The sequence below is a fragment of the Streptomyces sp. NPDC060232 genome, assembly GCF_042726555.1.
Taxonomy (GTDB): domain Bacteria; phylum Actinomycetota; class Actinomycetes; order Streptomycetales; family Streptomycetaceae; genus Streptomyces.
The window spans coordinates 262,171-275,576 of the sequence record NZ_JBHXAG010000001.1; the positions used below are offsets into that span (position 1 = coordinate 262,171).

At 74.7% G+C, this 13,406-nt stretch carries 11 protein-coding genes; 4 read left to right on the forward strand and 7 right to left on the reverse strand.

Annotation, left to right across the window (positions count from 1 at the left end):
• Positions 1–51: 51 nt before the first annotated feature.
• Positions 52–2,133, forward strand: coding sequence for a SpoIIE family protein phosphatase (locus ACFWFZ_RS01110; RefSeq protein ID WP_387114698.1), 2,082 nt, complete (start codon positions 52–54; stop codon positions 2,131–2,133).
• 115 nt (positions 2,134–2,248) lie between these two features.
• Here ACFWFZ_RS01110 and ACFWFZ_RS01115 read toward each other — a convergent pair whose 3' ends face one another.
• From ACFWFZ_RS01115 to ACFWFZ_RS01125, 3 genes are all read right to left on the reverse strand, one after another.
• Complete coding sequence (locus tag ACFWFZ_RS01115; protein ID WP_387116241.1) at positions 2,249–4,141, reverse strand: ABC transporter permease; 1,893 nt, start codon at positions 4,139–4,141, stop codon at positions 2,249–2,251.
• A gap of 331 nt (positions 4,142–4,472) precedes the next feature.
• The gene (gene modA, locus ACFWFZ_RS01120) at positions 4,473–5,288 is read right to left on the reverse strand and encodes a molybdate ABC transporter substrate-binding protein (protein WP_387114701.1); all 816 of its coding nucleotides are present in this window, start codon (positions 5,286–5,288) and stop codon (positions 4,473–4,475) included.
• 175 nt (positions 5,289–5,463) lie between these two features.
• Positions 5,464–5,859 carry a molybdopterin-binding protein gene (locus ACFWFZ_RS01125; RefSeq protein WP_387114704.1) on the reverse strand — a complete coding sequence of 132 codons (396 nt, stop codon included), beginning with the start codon at positions 5,857–5,859 and terminating at the stop codon, positions 5,464–5,466.
• 144 nt (positions 5,860–6,003) lie between these two features.
• Here ACFWFZ_RS01125 and ACFWFZ_RS01130 point away from each other — a divergent pair, with 144 nt between their 5' ends.
• The gene (locus ACFWFZ_RS01130; protein ID WP_387114707.1) at positions 6,004–6,393 is read left to right on the forward strand and encodes an RNA-binding S4 domain-containing protein; all 390 of its coding nucleotides are present in this window, start codon (positions 6,004–6,006) and stop codon (positions 6,391–6,393) included.
• A gap of 58 nt (positions 6,394–6,451) precedes the next feature.
• On the opposite strand, the gene ACFWFZ_RS01135 is transcribed toward ACFWFZ_RS01130, so the two are convergent.
• Both ACFWFZ_RS01135 and dhaL read right to left on the reverse strand, forming a co-directional pair.
• A complete protein-coding gene (locus ACFWFZ_RS01135; protein WP_387114710.1) occupies positions 6,452–6,889 on the reverse strand; it encodes a PTS-dependent dihydroxyacetone kinase phosphotransferase subunit DhaM in 438 nt (145 codons plus the stop codon).
• Positions 6,886–7,491, reverse strand: a complete 606-nt coding sequence (gene dhaL / locus ACFWFZ_RS01140; RefSeq protein ID WP_387114713.1) for a dihydroxyacetone kinase subunit DhaL — start codon at positions 7,489–7,491, stop codon at positions 6,886–6,888. The genes ACFWFZ_RS01135 and dhaL overlap by 4 nt, the downstream gene beginning before the upstream one ends.
• Before the next feature lie 249 nt (positions 7,492–7,740).
• Between dhaL and ACFWFZ_RS01145 the strand changes: the two genes are divergently transcribed.
• Together ACFWFZ_RS01145 and ACFWFZ_RS01150 are read left to right on the forward strand one after the other, a co-directional pair.
• Complete coding sequence (locus ACFWFZ_RS01145; protein ID WP_387114716.1) at positions 7,741–9,666, forward strand: PAS domain S-box protein; 1,926 nt, start codon at positions 7,741–7,743, stop codon at positions 9,664–9,666.
• 62 nt (positions 9,667–9,728) lie between these two features.
• On the forward strand, positions 9,729–10,811 hold the full coding sequence (locus ACFWFZ_RS01150; protein WP_387114719.1) for a CPBP family intramembrane glutamic endopeptidase: 1,083 nt from the start codon (positions 9,729–9,731) through the stop codon (positions 10,809–10,811).
• A 58-nt stretch (positions 10,812–10,869) separates the two neighbouring features.
• On the opposite strand, the gene ACFWFZ_RS01155 is transcribed toward ACFWFZ_RS01150, so the two are convergent.
• Together ACFWFZ_RS01155 and ACFWFZ_RS01160 are read right to left on the reverse strand one after the other, a co-directional pair.
• Entirely contained in the window at positions 10,870–12,126 is a 1,257-nt protein-coding gene (locus tag ACFWFZ_RS01155; RefSeq protein ID WP_387114722.1) for a VWA-like domain-containing protein, read from the reverse strand.
• A complete protein-coding gene (locus ACFWFZ_RS01160) occupies positions 12,123–13,364 on the reverse strand; it encodes an AAA family ATPase (protein WP_387114725.1) in 1,242 nt (413 codons plus the stop codon). Before ACFWFZ_RS01160 ends, ACFWFZ_RS01155 begins: the two co-directional genes overlap by 4 nt.
• Positions 13,365–13,406 lie beyond the last annotated feature (42 nt).

Below are 13,406 nucleotides of genomic sequence, written 5' to 3' on the forward strand. Positions count from 1 at the left end.
CGTCGGCTGCTCCACGGGGACACCGGCGGGGGACAGTGAGACCCTGGCTGCATGGCCCGTAGGGGAGACGTTCCCGAGGTCGACTGGCCCGCGCGGCCGGACACGAGCCTTGCGCTCAACCGCATGGGCACCTTCGACTGGGACCTCGACAGCGGGCGGATGCACCTGGATCCCACCGCCCTCGAGGTTCTCGACCTGCGCCCGGACGAGTACGACGGCACCCCCGCCGGGCTCCGCGCGCGCATCGCGCCCGCCGAGGAGGCCCGGCTCGACGCCAGGGTCGCCCAGGCGATCAAGGACGGCCGGAGCCACTACGGCGCCTACGTCCGCAGCCGCCGCCGCGACGGCACACCGGCCTGGACCCACATCCAGGGGCACATCCTGCGGGACCCTGGCGGCCGCCCGTACCGCGTCATCGGCATCCTCCGTGACGCCGCCGGCGACCCCGGCGAGCCCGGAGCCGCCGGAGAGCAGGACGAGGGGCGCCGCCGGATGACCGGCGTCGTCGAGCGGACGACCGCCATCCTCGCCCACGCCCGCACCGTCAACGACGTGACCGACATCCTCAAGGACCCCCAGGCCCTCACCCACCTCGGCGCCGTGAGCGTGATGCTGGGCGTCGTCGACGGAGGCCGTATCCACCTGGTCGCGGAGGGACAGCTCGGCAGTTACGTCCCCGAGATCGAGTACACGCGGATCGACGCGCAGTTCCCGATGAGTGTGGCCGTACGCACCATGCAGCCCGTCTTCATCCTCTCGCGGGAGCAGTTCCAGGAGGGCTACCCCGAACTGTGGCCGTACATCGAGCCGCTGGCTGTCCGCAGCGGCGTCTACCTGCCGCTGATCGCCCAGGGACGGCCCGTCGGAGCCCTGGGGCTGCTCTACAAACGGGACGGCGACTTCACCGCCGAGGAACGCAACCTGCTGATGGCGCTCGGCAGCGGCGTCGCCCAGAGCCTCCAGCGCGCCATCCTCTTCGAGCAGGAGCACGACCTGGCCGAGGGCCTCCAGCGGGCCATGCTGCCCCGCCGGATCCCCGCGGTGCCGGGAGCACTGATCGCCGTACGCTACCGCTCCGCCCGGATGGGGCGGGACATCGGCGGCGACTGGTACGACGTGGTGCCGCTCGGCGGCGGCCGCGTCGGGGTGATGATCGGCGATGTCGAGGGCCACGACACGGACGCGGCCGCCGTCATGGGGCAGCTGCGCATCGTGATGCGCGCGTACGTGGTCGAAGGGCACACGCCGGGCGCGGCGATGGCCCGTGCCTCCGCCTTCCTGCGCGAACTGGAGACGGAGCGCTTCGCCACCTGCACGTACGCCGAGGTCGACCTCACCAGCGGGATGCTCCAGATCGTCCGCGCCGGCCACCTCGACCCGGTCGTGCGGCGCGGCGACGGCAGCTGCCACCGGGTCCAGGTGGCGGGCGGGCTGCCGCTCGGGCTTGCGTCCCCCGAACCGTCCGCGGCGCCGGGCTGCGGCTACCCGGTCACCAGCCTGGAACTGCACCCGGGAGACACCCTGGTGCTGTGCACGGACGGCCTCATCGAGCGGCCCGGCGCGGATCCCGACACCGGGATGCGTGAGCTGATGGCGGCGGTCCACAGCGGCCCCGCGGACGTCGAGGAGCTCGCCGACGTGCTGTGCGACCTCGTCGGCGACTCGGGCGGCGGGGACGACATGGCCCTGCTCGTCCTGCGCCGCCGCGGTACGCCCACCGGGCGGGGCGGCGGCCCGCTGCGCCATCGCCTGGAGCCGGGGGACGCCGAGGCCCCGGCCCTGGCCCGGCACCTCATCCGGGCGGCGGTGGCCGCCTGGGGCGCGCGGGACCGCGCCGACGAGATCGAGCTGGCGGCGGACGAGCTGATGACCAACGCCCTGGTCCACACGGCCGGCGGCGGCCACGTCACCCTGCGGATCACGCCCCAGGGGCGGATCCGGATCGAGGTCGAGGACTCCAGCAGCGCACTGCCGCGGCGGCGCGAGGCAGGGGACTGGGCGGTGTCGGGGCGCGGACTGATGCTGGTGGAACAGCTCGCGGACGCGTGGGGCGTGGAACCGCGGGGCGGCGGGAAGTGCGTCTGGTGCGAATTCGCCCTGCCCCGGCCGCAGACCCCCGACGACACCTCCTGAGCCGCGCGGCCCGGCCGACCCGCGACGCGTACCCGGTGTCCCCGGCCGCCCCCGCCCCACCCGGGGGCTTCGTGGCCGGGGGACGCCTCCGGCACGCCACCGCAGCCCGGCGGAGCTACAGGCGGACCAGGGCGACCTCGGTGGCCTTCACACTCGTCCAGACCTCGGATCCGTCGGCCAGGCCCAGTTCGGCCGCCGCACCCGGGGTGATCTCGGCGACCAGGTCGGGTGCGTCGGGCGACGCGATCAGCACGCGCAGGCGGCTGCCCACCGCGGTGATCTCCCGGACGGTGCCCCGCCATACGTTGCGGGGGCTGCCGCCCGGGCGGTCCCGGTGCACCGAAACCGCCTCCGGGGCGATGATCGCCAGGGCCTCGGCCCCCTCGGGCAGGGCCTCGGCGACCACCAGGCGGCCGCCCGCCGCGAGGGCGAGGCCGTCCGCCGAGGCGATGCCCGGCCAGGCGTTGCGCCCGAGCATGCGGGCCACCCACGGGGACCGCGGGTGCCGGGAGACCTCGGCGGGCGGTGCGTCCTGCAGGGCCCGGCCGTCGGCCAGTACGAGGACCCGGTCGGCCAGGGACACCGCCTCGACGGGGTCGTGGGTGACGATGAGGCAGACCCCGCCGAAGTCGGCCAGGTGCGTGCGCAGGGTGTGCCGGACACGGGCCCGGGTGGTCTGGTCGAGGGCGGCGAGCGGTTCGTCCAGCAGCAGGAGCCGCGGGCGGGCCGCCAGGGCGCGCGCGAGCGCGACCCGCTGGGCCTGGCCGCCGGAGAGCTGCGACGGCCTGCGCTGCGCGAGGTGGCCCACGCCCAGCCGGTCCAGCCAGTCCTGCGCCTCACGGCGGGCACGGGCGCGCGGCACCCGGCGGGCGCGCAGCCCGTACGCGGTGTTGGCCAGGGCGCTCAGGTGCGGGAACAGCGCACCGTCCTGCGGGACCCAGGCCACCTGCCGTTTGTGCGGGGGCAGGGCGGTGACGTCGGCGTCGCCGAGCCGCAGGTCGGCGTGGGCCCGCGGGGTCAGGCCGAGCAGGGCGCGCAGCAGGGTGGTCTTGCCGGCCCCGTTCTCGCCGACGACGGCGATGGTGGTGCCCGGTTCGGCGTCGAGGGTGAGGCGGTTGAAGCCGGTGACGGTGGCGTGCAGCGGCCAGTGCCCCGTCTCCTCGGGCTGCGGCGGCGCGGCGCCGGCCCCGTCCGTCTCCTTGGCCGCCCCCGCCCCCGCCCCCGGCCCAGGGGCGGTGGCCGGCCCTTCCTCCGGGGCGGGCTGCGGCGCCGTGACCGCCCCGCGGTCGATCGGTGCGCCCGTCCAGCGGCCGCGCAGTGCGATCAGTACGGCCATGGCGATCGCCAGCAGCAGCAGGGAGACGGAGGTGGCCGCCTCGGGCTGGTCCTGCAGCAGCAGGTACACCTGGAGCGGCAGGGTCTGGGTGGTGCCGGGAAGGTTCCCGGCGAAGGTGATGGTCGCGCCGAACTCGCCCAGCGCGCGGGCCCAGGTGAGGGCGGCGCCGGCGACCAGGCCGGGCGCCACCATGGGCAGGGTCACGGTGAAGAACACGCGGACCGGCGACGCGCCGAGCGAGGCCGCGGTCTCCTCGTAGCTCTGCTTGAGACCGCCGAGGGCGCCTTCCAGGCTGATGATGAGGAACGGCATGGCGACGAAGGTCGCCGCGACGACGGCCCCCGAGGTGTGGAACGGCAGGGTGATCCCGAAGGAGTCCTCCAGCCAGGGCCCCAGCAGTCCGCGCCGGCCGAAGCCGAGGAGCAGGGCGACACCGCCCACGGTCGGCGGCAGCACCATGGGGAGCAGCACCAGCGAGCGGACCAGCGCCTTGCCCCTGAACTCCACGCGGGCCAGCAGCCAGGCGAGCGGCACGCCGAGGAGGAGCGAGAGGCCCAGCGCCCACAGGGACACCAGGAGGGAGAGCTTCAGGGCCTCAACCACGCCGGGGCTGCCGAGGTGTTCTCCGAGTTCACCCCACGGAGTGCGGACGAGGATCCCGATCAGCGGCATCAGCAGGAACGCGATGGCCAGCAGCGCGGGGAGCGCCAGGGCCGCCGGGGGCCGCGTGCGGGTACGGAGTCTGCTCACGGGACTTCCTGGCTGGGGCCGGCGTGGCCGGACGGGGCGGGGCCGGCGGCGGGGGCCGCGGGCGGGCAGGGGCTGTGGGGGTGCAGGGGCTGCAGGGGTGCAGGGGTGCAGGGGTGCAGGGGTGCAGCGTATGCGGGGCGGGCCGCTCCACCCCGAACCGCCGGACCGGACCGGCCCGGGGCACGCCGAAGGAGGGCTGTCCGTGCCCCCGGAGCGGCCAGGCCCCCGGGGCGCTTCGGGGGAGCGGCGCCTGCTACGGCTGCTGGAAGCCCGCGTCCTGGAAGATCTTCTGCGCCTCGGGGGTGCTCAGCCATGCCACGAAGGCGGCGGCGGCATCGGTGTGCTTGGACTGCTTCAGCGTGGCGGCCGGGTAGGCGGCCACGGCGTTCTGCTCGTCCGGGATCTCCACGGTGACGACCTTGTCGCCCGACCTGGCGGAGTCCGTCCTGTAGACGAGGCCGGCGTCGGCCTCACCCATCTCGACCTTGCCCAGGACGGCGCGGACGTTGGGCTCCTGGGAGACCGGCTTCACCTCGATCTTCTGGGCGTCGAGGATCAGCCGGCCGTAGCGGCCGACCGGTACCTCGGGCGCGGCGAGCACGACCTTGAGCTTGGTGTCGGCGAGGTCCTTCAGCTCGTCGATCTTGAACGGGTTGCCCTTGCCCGCCGCGATGACCAGGCGGTTCTTCGCGATGATCTCGGGCTCGCCGGTCTCGGCCCTCAGCCCGTCCATGGTCCTCGTGTCGGCGGTGACCAGCGCGTCGGCCGGGGCGCCCTGCCTGACCTGCGCCGCGAGCTCCTGCGAACCGGCGAAGGAGAAGGTGACCTTCGTACCGGGGCGGGCCTTCTCGTACGCCGCACCCGCGGTCTTGAAGACGTCGGTGAGGGAAGAGGCGGCCAGCACGGTGAGGCTCGCCCGCGGCGCGGCGGAAGCCGACGGGTCGGCTGAACCGGAGCCCGGGGCGGCGGGCTTGCCGTCACCGCTGCCGCAGGCGGTCAGCCCGGCTAGCAGGGCGGCGGTCAGGGCGGAGGCGGCGACGGCGCGGCGGCGGATCGGGGTCGGGGACATGCGCGCAGGCTCCTCGGTCGGGTCGGCGGCCGGCCGGTGCCGGATCCGCGCGGTGGTGACCCGCGCCGGTGGGGGGCGGAGCGGGTGGGAACGCTTCGTTGGTGCCGAGCAGCGCTGCTCGGCGGGGTGGGGCGGCGGGCGACCGCGGCGGACGTCGGGTGGCGGCGTCTGGGGTTCAGGCGCGGTCGATGTGCACGCTCGTGGACTTCACGCGGGCGGTGGCCCGCATGCCGACCTCCAGTCCCAGTTCCTCGACGGCCTCGCGGGTGAGCAGGGAGACCAGGCGGTGGGGGCCCGCCTGGATGTCGACCTGGGCGGACACGTCGCCGAGCCGGACGGCCGTGACGATGCCGGGGAAGGCGTTGCGCGCAGAGGTGTACGGCTCCCCGTCCTCGGTGTGGGCGCCCTGGCCCACCTCCACGGAGAGGGCGGCCAGGTCATGGCCGTTGATCAGCCGCCGGCCGGCCTCGTCGCGATGGGTCACGACCCGGCCGGCGTCGGCCCAGCGCCGCGCGGTGTCCGGGCTGACGCCCAGCAGCCGCGCGGCCTGTCCGATGGTGTAGGACTGCATGTGCGACACGGTAGGCGCACGTATGGCGCATGTGCAATTCTCTTGGGCGGATCTCCATGGTAGGTGCCAGGACCGTTGGTGCATCTGCCGAAAGCCACGAAAACGTCGTTCCGTCCTCTCCGGCCACAGGACTAGAGTCGGGGCATGGCTGATGAGGTATCGGGAACGGAAACGGGCACGGTGCGGGTCGATGCGTGGATCTGGTCCGTGCGTCTGACCAAGACCCGCTCGATCGCGGCGACCGCCTGCCGGGCGGGCCATGTGAAGGTCAACGGCGAACGTGCCAAGCCGGCGCAGCCGATCCGCGCGGGCGACGAGGTACGCCTCTTCCACGCCGGGCGCGAGCGGATCGTCGTCGTCAAGCGGCCCGTGTCCAAGCGGGTGGGCGCGCCCGTCGCCGCCGAGTGCCTGATCGACAAGAGCCCGCCGCCGCCGACCCCCGTGGAGGCCGCGGTCGTCGGCATCCGCGACCGGGGCACGGGCCGCCCCACCAAGCGCGACCGCCGCGAGATCCAGTCGCTGCGCGGACGCTGACTCCCGGCCGCGACCGCCAGGCCCCGGCCGGGACGGCTGCCGCCGCCCGCCCGGGTCCTCAGGCCTTGCGGTACGCGTACGCCTCGGCGGCGGCCTCCACGACCTGGGCCAGCGGGGCTCCCGCCGACGAGGCGACCACCGCCGCCACCGCGCCCTCGACGAACGGGGCGTCCACCAGCCGTGAACCGGGCGGCAGTTCGTCCTCCAGCAGCAGCGCCTTCACCGTCAGCACCGAGCTTCCCAGGTCCGCGAGCAGCGCGATCCCGGCACCCCGGTCCACCTCCCGGGCGGCCGCGATGACCAGCTCCGCGCTCGTGCCGAGCCCGCCTGCGGACGTGCCGCCGGCCGCGGCCACCGGCACCACCGGCCCGCCCGCCGCCAGGCCCCGCGCCAACTCCGCCACCGACTCGGCGACCGGCGCGCTGTGCGAGACCAGTACGACCCCGACCAGGGCCGGCTGCGAGGCGGCGGCCCCGTCGCCTTGTCCGGCCGTCACCGCGCGCCCTCCGCCACGTCCGCGAGCGTCCCGAGCAGCAGCGCCGACGAGGTCGCGCCCGGATCCTGGTGCCCGATGCTCCGCTCGCCCAGATAGCTGGCCCGCCCCTTGCGCGCCTGCATCGGCACGGTGGCGAGGGCCCCGTTCTCAGCCGCCTCCGCGGCCGCCCGGTAAGAGCTGCTCAGCGCGGCCACGCCCGGCAGCAGCGCGTCCAGCATCGTCTTGTCGCCCGGCGCGGCACCGCCCAGCTGCGCCACCGCGCCGACCCCCTTGTCCAGAGCCTCGCGCAGCTCGCCGTCGGACACCTCGGCCGCCTCCCCGAGCTCCTTGCCGGTTCGCCGCAGCAGCATCCCGTACAGCGGTCCCGAGGCGCCGCCGACCGTCGAGATCAGCGTCCGCCCGGCGAGCTGGAGCACCGCGCCGGGCGCCGCCGGGGCCTCCGTGTCCAAAGCGGTGCGCACCGCTTTGAAACCCCGCAGCAGATTGCTCCCGTGGTCGGCGTCCCCGATGGGGGAGTCGAGTTCGGTCAGCCGGTCCGCCTCACGCTCCACGACAGCCGCGGTGGCCGTCATCCAGCTCCGGAAGAACTCTGCGTCACGCACCGGATCTCCTCGCCTCGCGTCCGCCCTGGCCGGTCCTCCCGCCACCATAGATCAGCGCTGCCGCTACGGCTCCGCCGTCCGTAGGGGCGCGTCAGCCCCGCTCCGACCGCGTCCACCCGCGTCGGCCCCGGGCGTGCCCGGCGCGCAGAATCGGTCAATTGCCGCCGCATGCGGTCAACCGGAAGCGCGAGATTCAGCCACGTGGTCCGATGTCTGCTTCTGCGGGATTCGACGACTGCGAGGCGCAGCGTGGCAGCGACGACTGAAGAGCCCTTCAGGGCTCTGCTGGAAGCGGCACCGGACGCGATGGTGATCGTGGACGACGCCGGGGTGATCCGGCTGGTGAACGCGCAGACCGAGGCCCTGTTCGGCCATCCCCGCGGGGAACTCCTGGGCCGGCACATCGAGGTCCTCGTCCCCGAACGGTTCCGCGGCCACCACCCGGGCCACCGGCTCGGCTACGCGGCCAGCCGCCAGGTCCGCCCGATGGGCGCGGGCCTGGTGCTCTACGGCCTGTGCCGGGACGGGCGCGAGTTCCCCGTGGAGATCAGCCTGAGCCCGCTGGAGACCCCGGAGGGCCTGCTGATCTCGGCGGCCGTACGCGACGTGAGCGAGCGCAGGGCCGCCGAGGAGCGCTTCCGGGCGCTGCTGGAGGCGGCACCGGACGCGATGGTGATCGTCGACGAGCAAGGCGCGATCCAGCTCGTCAACGCGCAGACCGAGGCCCTCTTCGGGTACGCCCGCGAGGACCTGCTGGGAAGACCGGTCGAGGTGCTCGTTCCGGAACGGTTCCGCGGGCACCACTCCGGCTTCCGGCACGGCTACTTCGCCAACCGCAGGACCCGCCCCATGGGCGCGGGCCTGGATCTGTACGGCCTGCGCCGCGACGGCGGCGAGTTCCCCGTGGAGATCAGCCTGAGCCCGCTGGAGACCCCCGACGGCACCCTGGTCTCCGCGGCCATCCGCGACGTCACCGAACGCAAGTCCGCCGAGGAGATGCTCGCGAAGCTCTACGAGCAGCAGCGCCACGTCGCGCTCACCCTCCAGCGCAGCCTCATGGGATCCCCGCCGGACGTACCGGGAATGCCCACGGCGAGCCGGTACTTCCCGGCCCGGCAGGGGGCCGGGGTGGGCGGAGACTGGTTCGACCTCATCCCGCTGGGAGGCGGCCGGGTCGGCGTGATGGTCGGCGACGTGATGGGGCGCGGCCTGGACGCCGCCGCCGTCATGGGCCAGCTCCGATCCGCCTCGCACGCACTGGCAAAGACCGGCATGCCGCCCTGGCAGCTCATGCGCGCCCTGGACGCGGTCGTCAGCGAACTGCCGGACCAGTTCGTCACCTGCTGCTACCTCGTCGTCGACGCCGATGCGGCCGAGATCACCATGTGCTCGGCCGGGCACCTGCCGGTCCTCCTCGTCAACCCGGGGGGCGAGGTCACCCGGCTGCCCGTCGAGGTGAGCGTGCCGCTGGGGGTGGGGGAGGTGCCCCACCACGAGACCCGGCAGACCGTGCAGCCCGGCTCGGTCCTCGCGCTCTACACGGACGGCCTGGTCGAGACGCCCGACAGCGACATCGAAGGCCAAGTGGACAACCTCGCGGCGGCGCTGGAGAAGGCCGTCGCGACGACGGACGGCCTGGAGGCGGCCGCCGACCGGCTGCTGGCCGACCTGCTGCCCGACGCCGACGACAACCCCGACGACGTCACCCTCCTGCTCGTCCGCATTCCCGACGCGCCGGTGACCTCGCAGAGCATGCTCCTCGCCGCCCACCCGAGCAGCGTCGGCGCCGGGCGGCGGTTCCTGCGCTCCACCCTGGCCCAGTGGGGCAGGGACGAAGAGCAACTGTGCGACACCGCCTGCCTGCTCACCTCCGAACTGCTCTCCAACGCCGTGAACCACAGCCGCGGCCCCGTCCGCCTCCGACTGCGCCAGGTCGGCCGTGAACTGAGCGTCGAGGTCTGCGACGGCAGCCCGGTCCTGCCCCAGGCGCGCTTCGCCGAACCCGACGCCGAATCCGGCCGCGGTCTGCTCCTCGTCGACTCCCTCGCCGCCTCCTGGGGGACCCTCCCGACGGCCGAGGGAAAGGCCGTCTGGTTCTCCCTGCCCCTGCCCGCCCCCCGTGCCGAGCCGCGCCCCCGGCCCGCCCCCGGTGGAACCCGCACGACATCCGACTGAGCCGCCGGGCGGTCACGTGATCGAATGGGCGTGTGAACGGCCGTGACGGAAAGGGTCCCGCTGTGTCAGATACGCCCCCGCCCGACGTCTGGGCCGCGCCGGCCGGAAGCGCTCCGCAATGGCCGGCCCCCGCGCAGGGGTGGCCGCCCACCGCCCACGGCGGTCCGCCGTTCGGCGCCCCGGCCGTTCCGCAGCCGCGGACGCAGACGGCGCCGGCCGCGAGCGCGTACCACGAACAGGCACGCAACGGCCGCCAGAAGACCCCGCAGCGCATCGGGGAGTTCCTCCTCGTCCTCGTCGGCAACCTGATCGTTCCGCTGCTGGTGATCGCGTTCGGCGCCCTCGTCTGGTACGTGCTGGGCCTGGACTTCGCCCCCCAGGACGGCGAGCGGATCCTCCAGGACCCGCTCGCCGACGAGGCGCTCGCCCTGCTCTCCATAGCCGCCGGCATCCCCGTCGTACTGCTCGCGGTCCGCTGGTGCGGCAGCCGCCCCGCCGGCACGGTCGTCTCCGTCCTGGGGCGGATCCGCTGGGGCTGGCTGGCCCGCTGCTCGGCGGTCGCCTTCCCCCTGATCGTGCTCCAGATGGGCGGGCTGGCGCTGTGGGGCTACCTCAGCGACGGTCAGGAGAGCCTCGCGGGCGACTTCCCCGGCTGGTCCCGGTTCGCACTCGGCCTCGTCGTGCTGTGGGCGCTGATCCCGTTCCAGGCCGCCGCCGAGGAGTTCGTCTTCCGTGGCTGGATCACCCAGTTCTTCGGCGGCTTCCTCACGTCCCCCTGGCCCGGCATCGTCATCGGGTCCGCCCTCTTCGCCGTCGCCCACGGCTTCGGCGAGGTGTCGGGCTTCGCCCTGCTCTTCTACTCCGCCCTGTGGTGGGGATGGCTGACCGTCCGCACGGGAGGCCTCGAAGCCGCCATCGCGGTGCACGTGGCGAACAACGTCACCGCCTACGGCATCACCGTCGCCCTGGGGCAGCTGGCGGAGTCGGGCAACGCCGCGGACGCCTCGTGGCAGGCACTCGTCCTCGAACTCGTCGCCGCGCCGGCCTACTGCCTGCTGATCGCCAGGCTCGCCACCACCCACGGCGTACGACGCCTCAGCCCCGCGGAGCCCGCCGACCGGGCGGACCAGCCGGCGGCGGCCTGACCACGCCGCGCACCCCGGACGGTCCCCGCGGCCGTCGGCGCCGCGGGGACGGCGCGGCTCATCGGGCGGAAGCGGACGGTCCGATGGACACCACCCGGGCCCAGGGCGGGGTCCGGTCCGGCACGTACCGCGGATCGTCCTCGTCCCACCGCGAGGGCGTCGGACGGGCGAAGAGGCCCACCACCGTCCGGCACGGCGGCCGGACGGCGGGCCAGGCCGTCTGCCCGTCCGTCAGCACCACGATGACGTCCGGCCGGAGCCCCGCCCCCAGTGCTCTGGCGAAACCCGCGCGCAGGTCCGTACCGCCACCGCCCACCAGCGCGATGCCCTCGCCCTCGCACAGCGGATGCACGATCCGTGCCGCCGCGTCGCACGCCACCACGGTGACCAGATCGCGGCGGCCGCCCACGGCCTGCGCCATCGCGGCGACCTCCAGGAGCGCGCTGCCCAGTTCGGCGTCGCTGACCGACCCCGAGGTGTCGATCACCACGGAGACCCGCGGCGGCCGGCGCCGCAGGCTCGGCAGGACGACGCCCGGCAGGCAGGCGGAGCGGCGGGAGGGCCGGCCGTAGCTGTAGTCCTCGCCGGCGCCCGCGCCGGAGGTCGCCGACCGCACCGCCGCTCCCAGCAGCTCCCGCCACGGCTGCGGTGCGTGGAAGGCCTCCTCCGCCCACCGCTTCCATCCCCTGGGGGTGTGCCCCGGCCGCCCGTTGATCCCCTGCGCCACCCGGAACCGGACCGCGTCCTGCTCCTGCTCGCTGAGGCCGTGCGCGCCGTCCGGCCCGAGGTCCCAGTCACGTTCCAGCCCGTCGGCGCCGCTGCCGCAGTCCAGCCAGGCCAGGCCCTGCGTCCACGGCCCGAGCCCGCACTGGCGCAGGTAGTCCTCCATCAGCTCACCCCCGGACAGGCCCAGGGCTTGCGGAGTGACGGCGCCCTCGGGCCGGACCAGCCCCTCGCCGAACACGTCGTCGTTGATCTCGCAGTCCGCGGCGATGTTCATCCGCAGCCGCGCCCCCGGGCCGGTCAGCCCCTGGAGGCGCGCCGCCCGGTCACCGCGCCCGTGGTGGTCGCGCAGCAGGTGCGACACCTCGTGGACCCACACCCCGGCCAACTCCTCCACCGGCGTGCGGTCCACGAAACCCGGCGATACGTAACAGCGCCAGTACGTGTCGACGGCCATCGTCGGCACCTGCCGCGACTCCACGGTGTGCAGGGCGAACAGGGCCGTCGCCAGGTACGGGCGGACCCGCGCGGCGTGCAGCCGCGCCGCGAAGAGCTTGTCGAGGTCCAGCGCCCCCGGTGCCACGGCGCTCATCGGCCGGCCCCCGCGCGGACACCCGTACGGTCTGCGGTCCGCTCAGCGGCCAGGTCCGCGCGCCGGGACAGGTCCACCACCCCGGCGAGCCGCTCGATCGCTGCCGGAACGTCCCACTCCTCCCGGCGGAGCGCGGCCAGCGAGGTCGCGGGGACGACCACCAGGTCAGGGGCCCCCGTTTCCAGCGCCCGGACCATGATTGCCCATGCCGCGTCCCAGCGGGACCTCTCCGGGCGCCGGCACACCGCCGACACGACTGCGTCGAGGACGGCCTGGCGCTGGTCGCCCCGTTCGGGCAGCTCGGCGCCGGCCGGGTCGGCCAGCAGCACCTCGGGGTCCGGGAGTTCCATCCGGTCCAGGGCGGCCAGCAGCTCCAGCCCCGGACCGTCTCCCACCGTCCCCCGGACCAGCATGGACAGCACCTCCCTGGAGGAGCCGGCCGCGGTGGCGAACGCGATCAGACGCAGCGTCATGTCCCAACTGCGGGGCGACGGCCAGGCGCCGCCGCGCCGTGTCTCGCCGTTGGGCAGGCGGTGGACGAGCGGAGGCCGCGCCGTGAGGAACTCGCACACCGCACGGCGGGCGTGGTCCACGGCCGCCGGCAGCGCCCGCGCGTCGAGGCGCGGCAGGGTGGCCCGCGGCCAGGTCCCGCCCAGACCGCGCACGACGACGTCGTGGTCATGGGTCCACTGGAGGTGGACGAACCGGTTCGCCAGCGGTGGGCTCAGCTCCCAGCCGTCGGCCGCCGAGGACCGAGGGTTGGCGGCCGCCACGATCCTTACCCCGGGCGGCAGTTGCAGGGCGCCGACCCGCCGTTCGAGTACGAGGCGCAGCAGTGCGGCCTGTACGGCCGGCGGCGCGGTGGACAGCTCGTCGAGGAAGAGCAGCCCCCGCCCGGCCCGTACCAGGCGCACCGCCCAGTCCGGCGGGGCCATGGGGACGCCCTGCTCCGCGGGATCGTCGCCGACGACGGGCAGTCCGGAGAAGTCGGACGGCTCGTGCACGCTGGCGATCACCGTGGTGAGCGGCAGCTCCAGGGCGGCGGCGAGTTGGGTCAGGGCGGCGGTCTTGCCGATGCCCGGCTCACCCCACAGCAGGACGGGCAGGTCCGCGGCCACGGCCAGGGTGAGGGCTTCGAGCTGGTTGTCGGGGCGCGGCTCGGTGGTGGTCTCGCGGAGCAGGGCCAGCAGTTCGCCGGCGACGTCGAGTCGGGAGGCGGCGGGCGTGTTCATGGGCATGGGTGATCACCTGTGGATGCGTGAGGGGGAGGGGGAAAGGCC

Bases quoted from the DNA above. Each gene is read 5' to 3' on its own strand.
- ACFWFZ_RS01110 (WP_387114698.1), top strand. From the start codon at position 52: ATGGCCCGTAGGGGAGACGTTCCCGAGGTCGACTGGCCCGCGCGGCCG.
- ACFWFZ_RS01115 (WP_387116241.1), bottom strand. From the start codon at position 4,141: ATGCCGCTGATCGGGATCCTCGTCCGCACTCCGTGGGGTGAACTCGGA.
- modA (WP_387114701.1), bottom strand. From the start codon at position 5,288: ATGTCCCCGACCCCGATCCGCCGCCGCGCCGTCGCCGCCTCCGCCCTG.
- ACFWFZ_RS01125 (WP_387114704.1), bottom strand. From the start codon at position 5,859: ATGCAGTCCTACACCATCGGACAGGCCGCGCGGCTGCTGGGCGTCAGC.
- ACFWFZ_RS01130 (WP_387114707.1), top strand. From the start codon at position 6,004: ATGGCTGATGAGGTATCGGGAACGGAAACGGGCACGGTGCGGGTCGAT.
- ACFWFZ_RS01155 (WP_387114722.1), bottom strand. From the start codon at position 12,126: ATGAGCGCCGTGGCACCGGGGGCGCTGGACCTCGACAAGCTCTTCGCG.
- ACFWFZ_RS01160 (WP_387114725.1), bottom strand. From the start codon at position 13,364: ATGCCCATGAACACGCCCGCCGCCTCCCGACTCGACGTCGCCGGCGAA.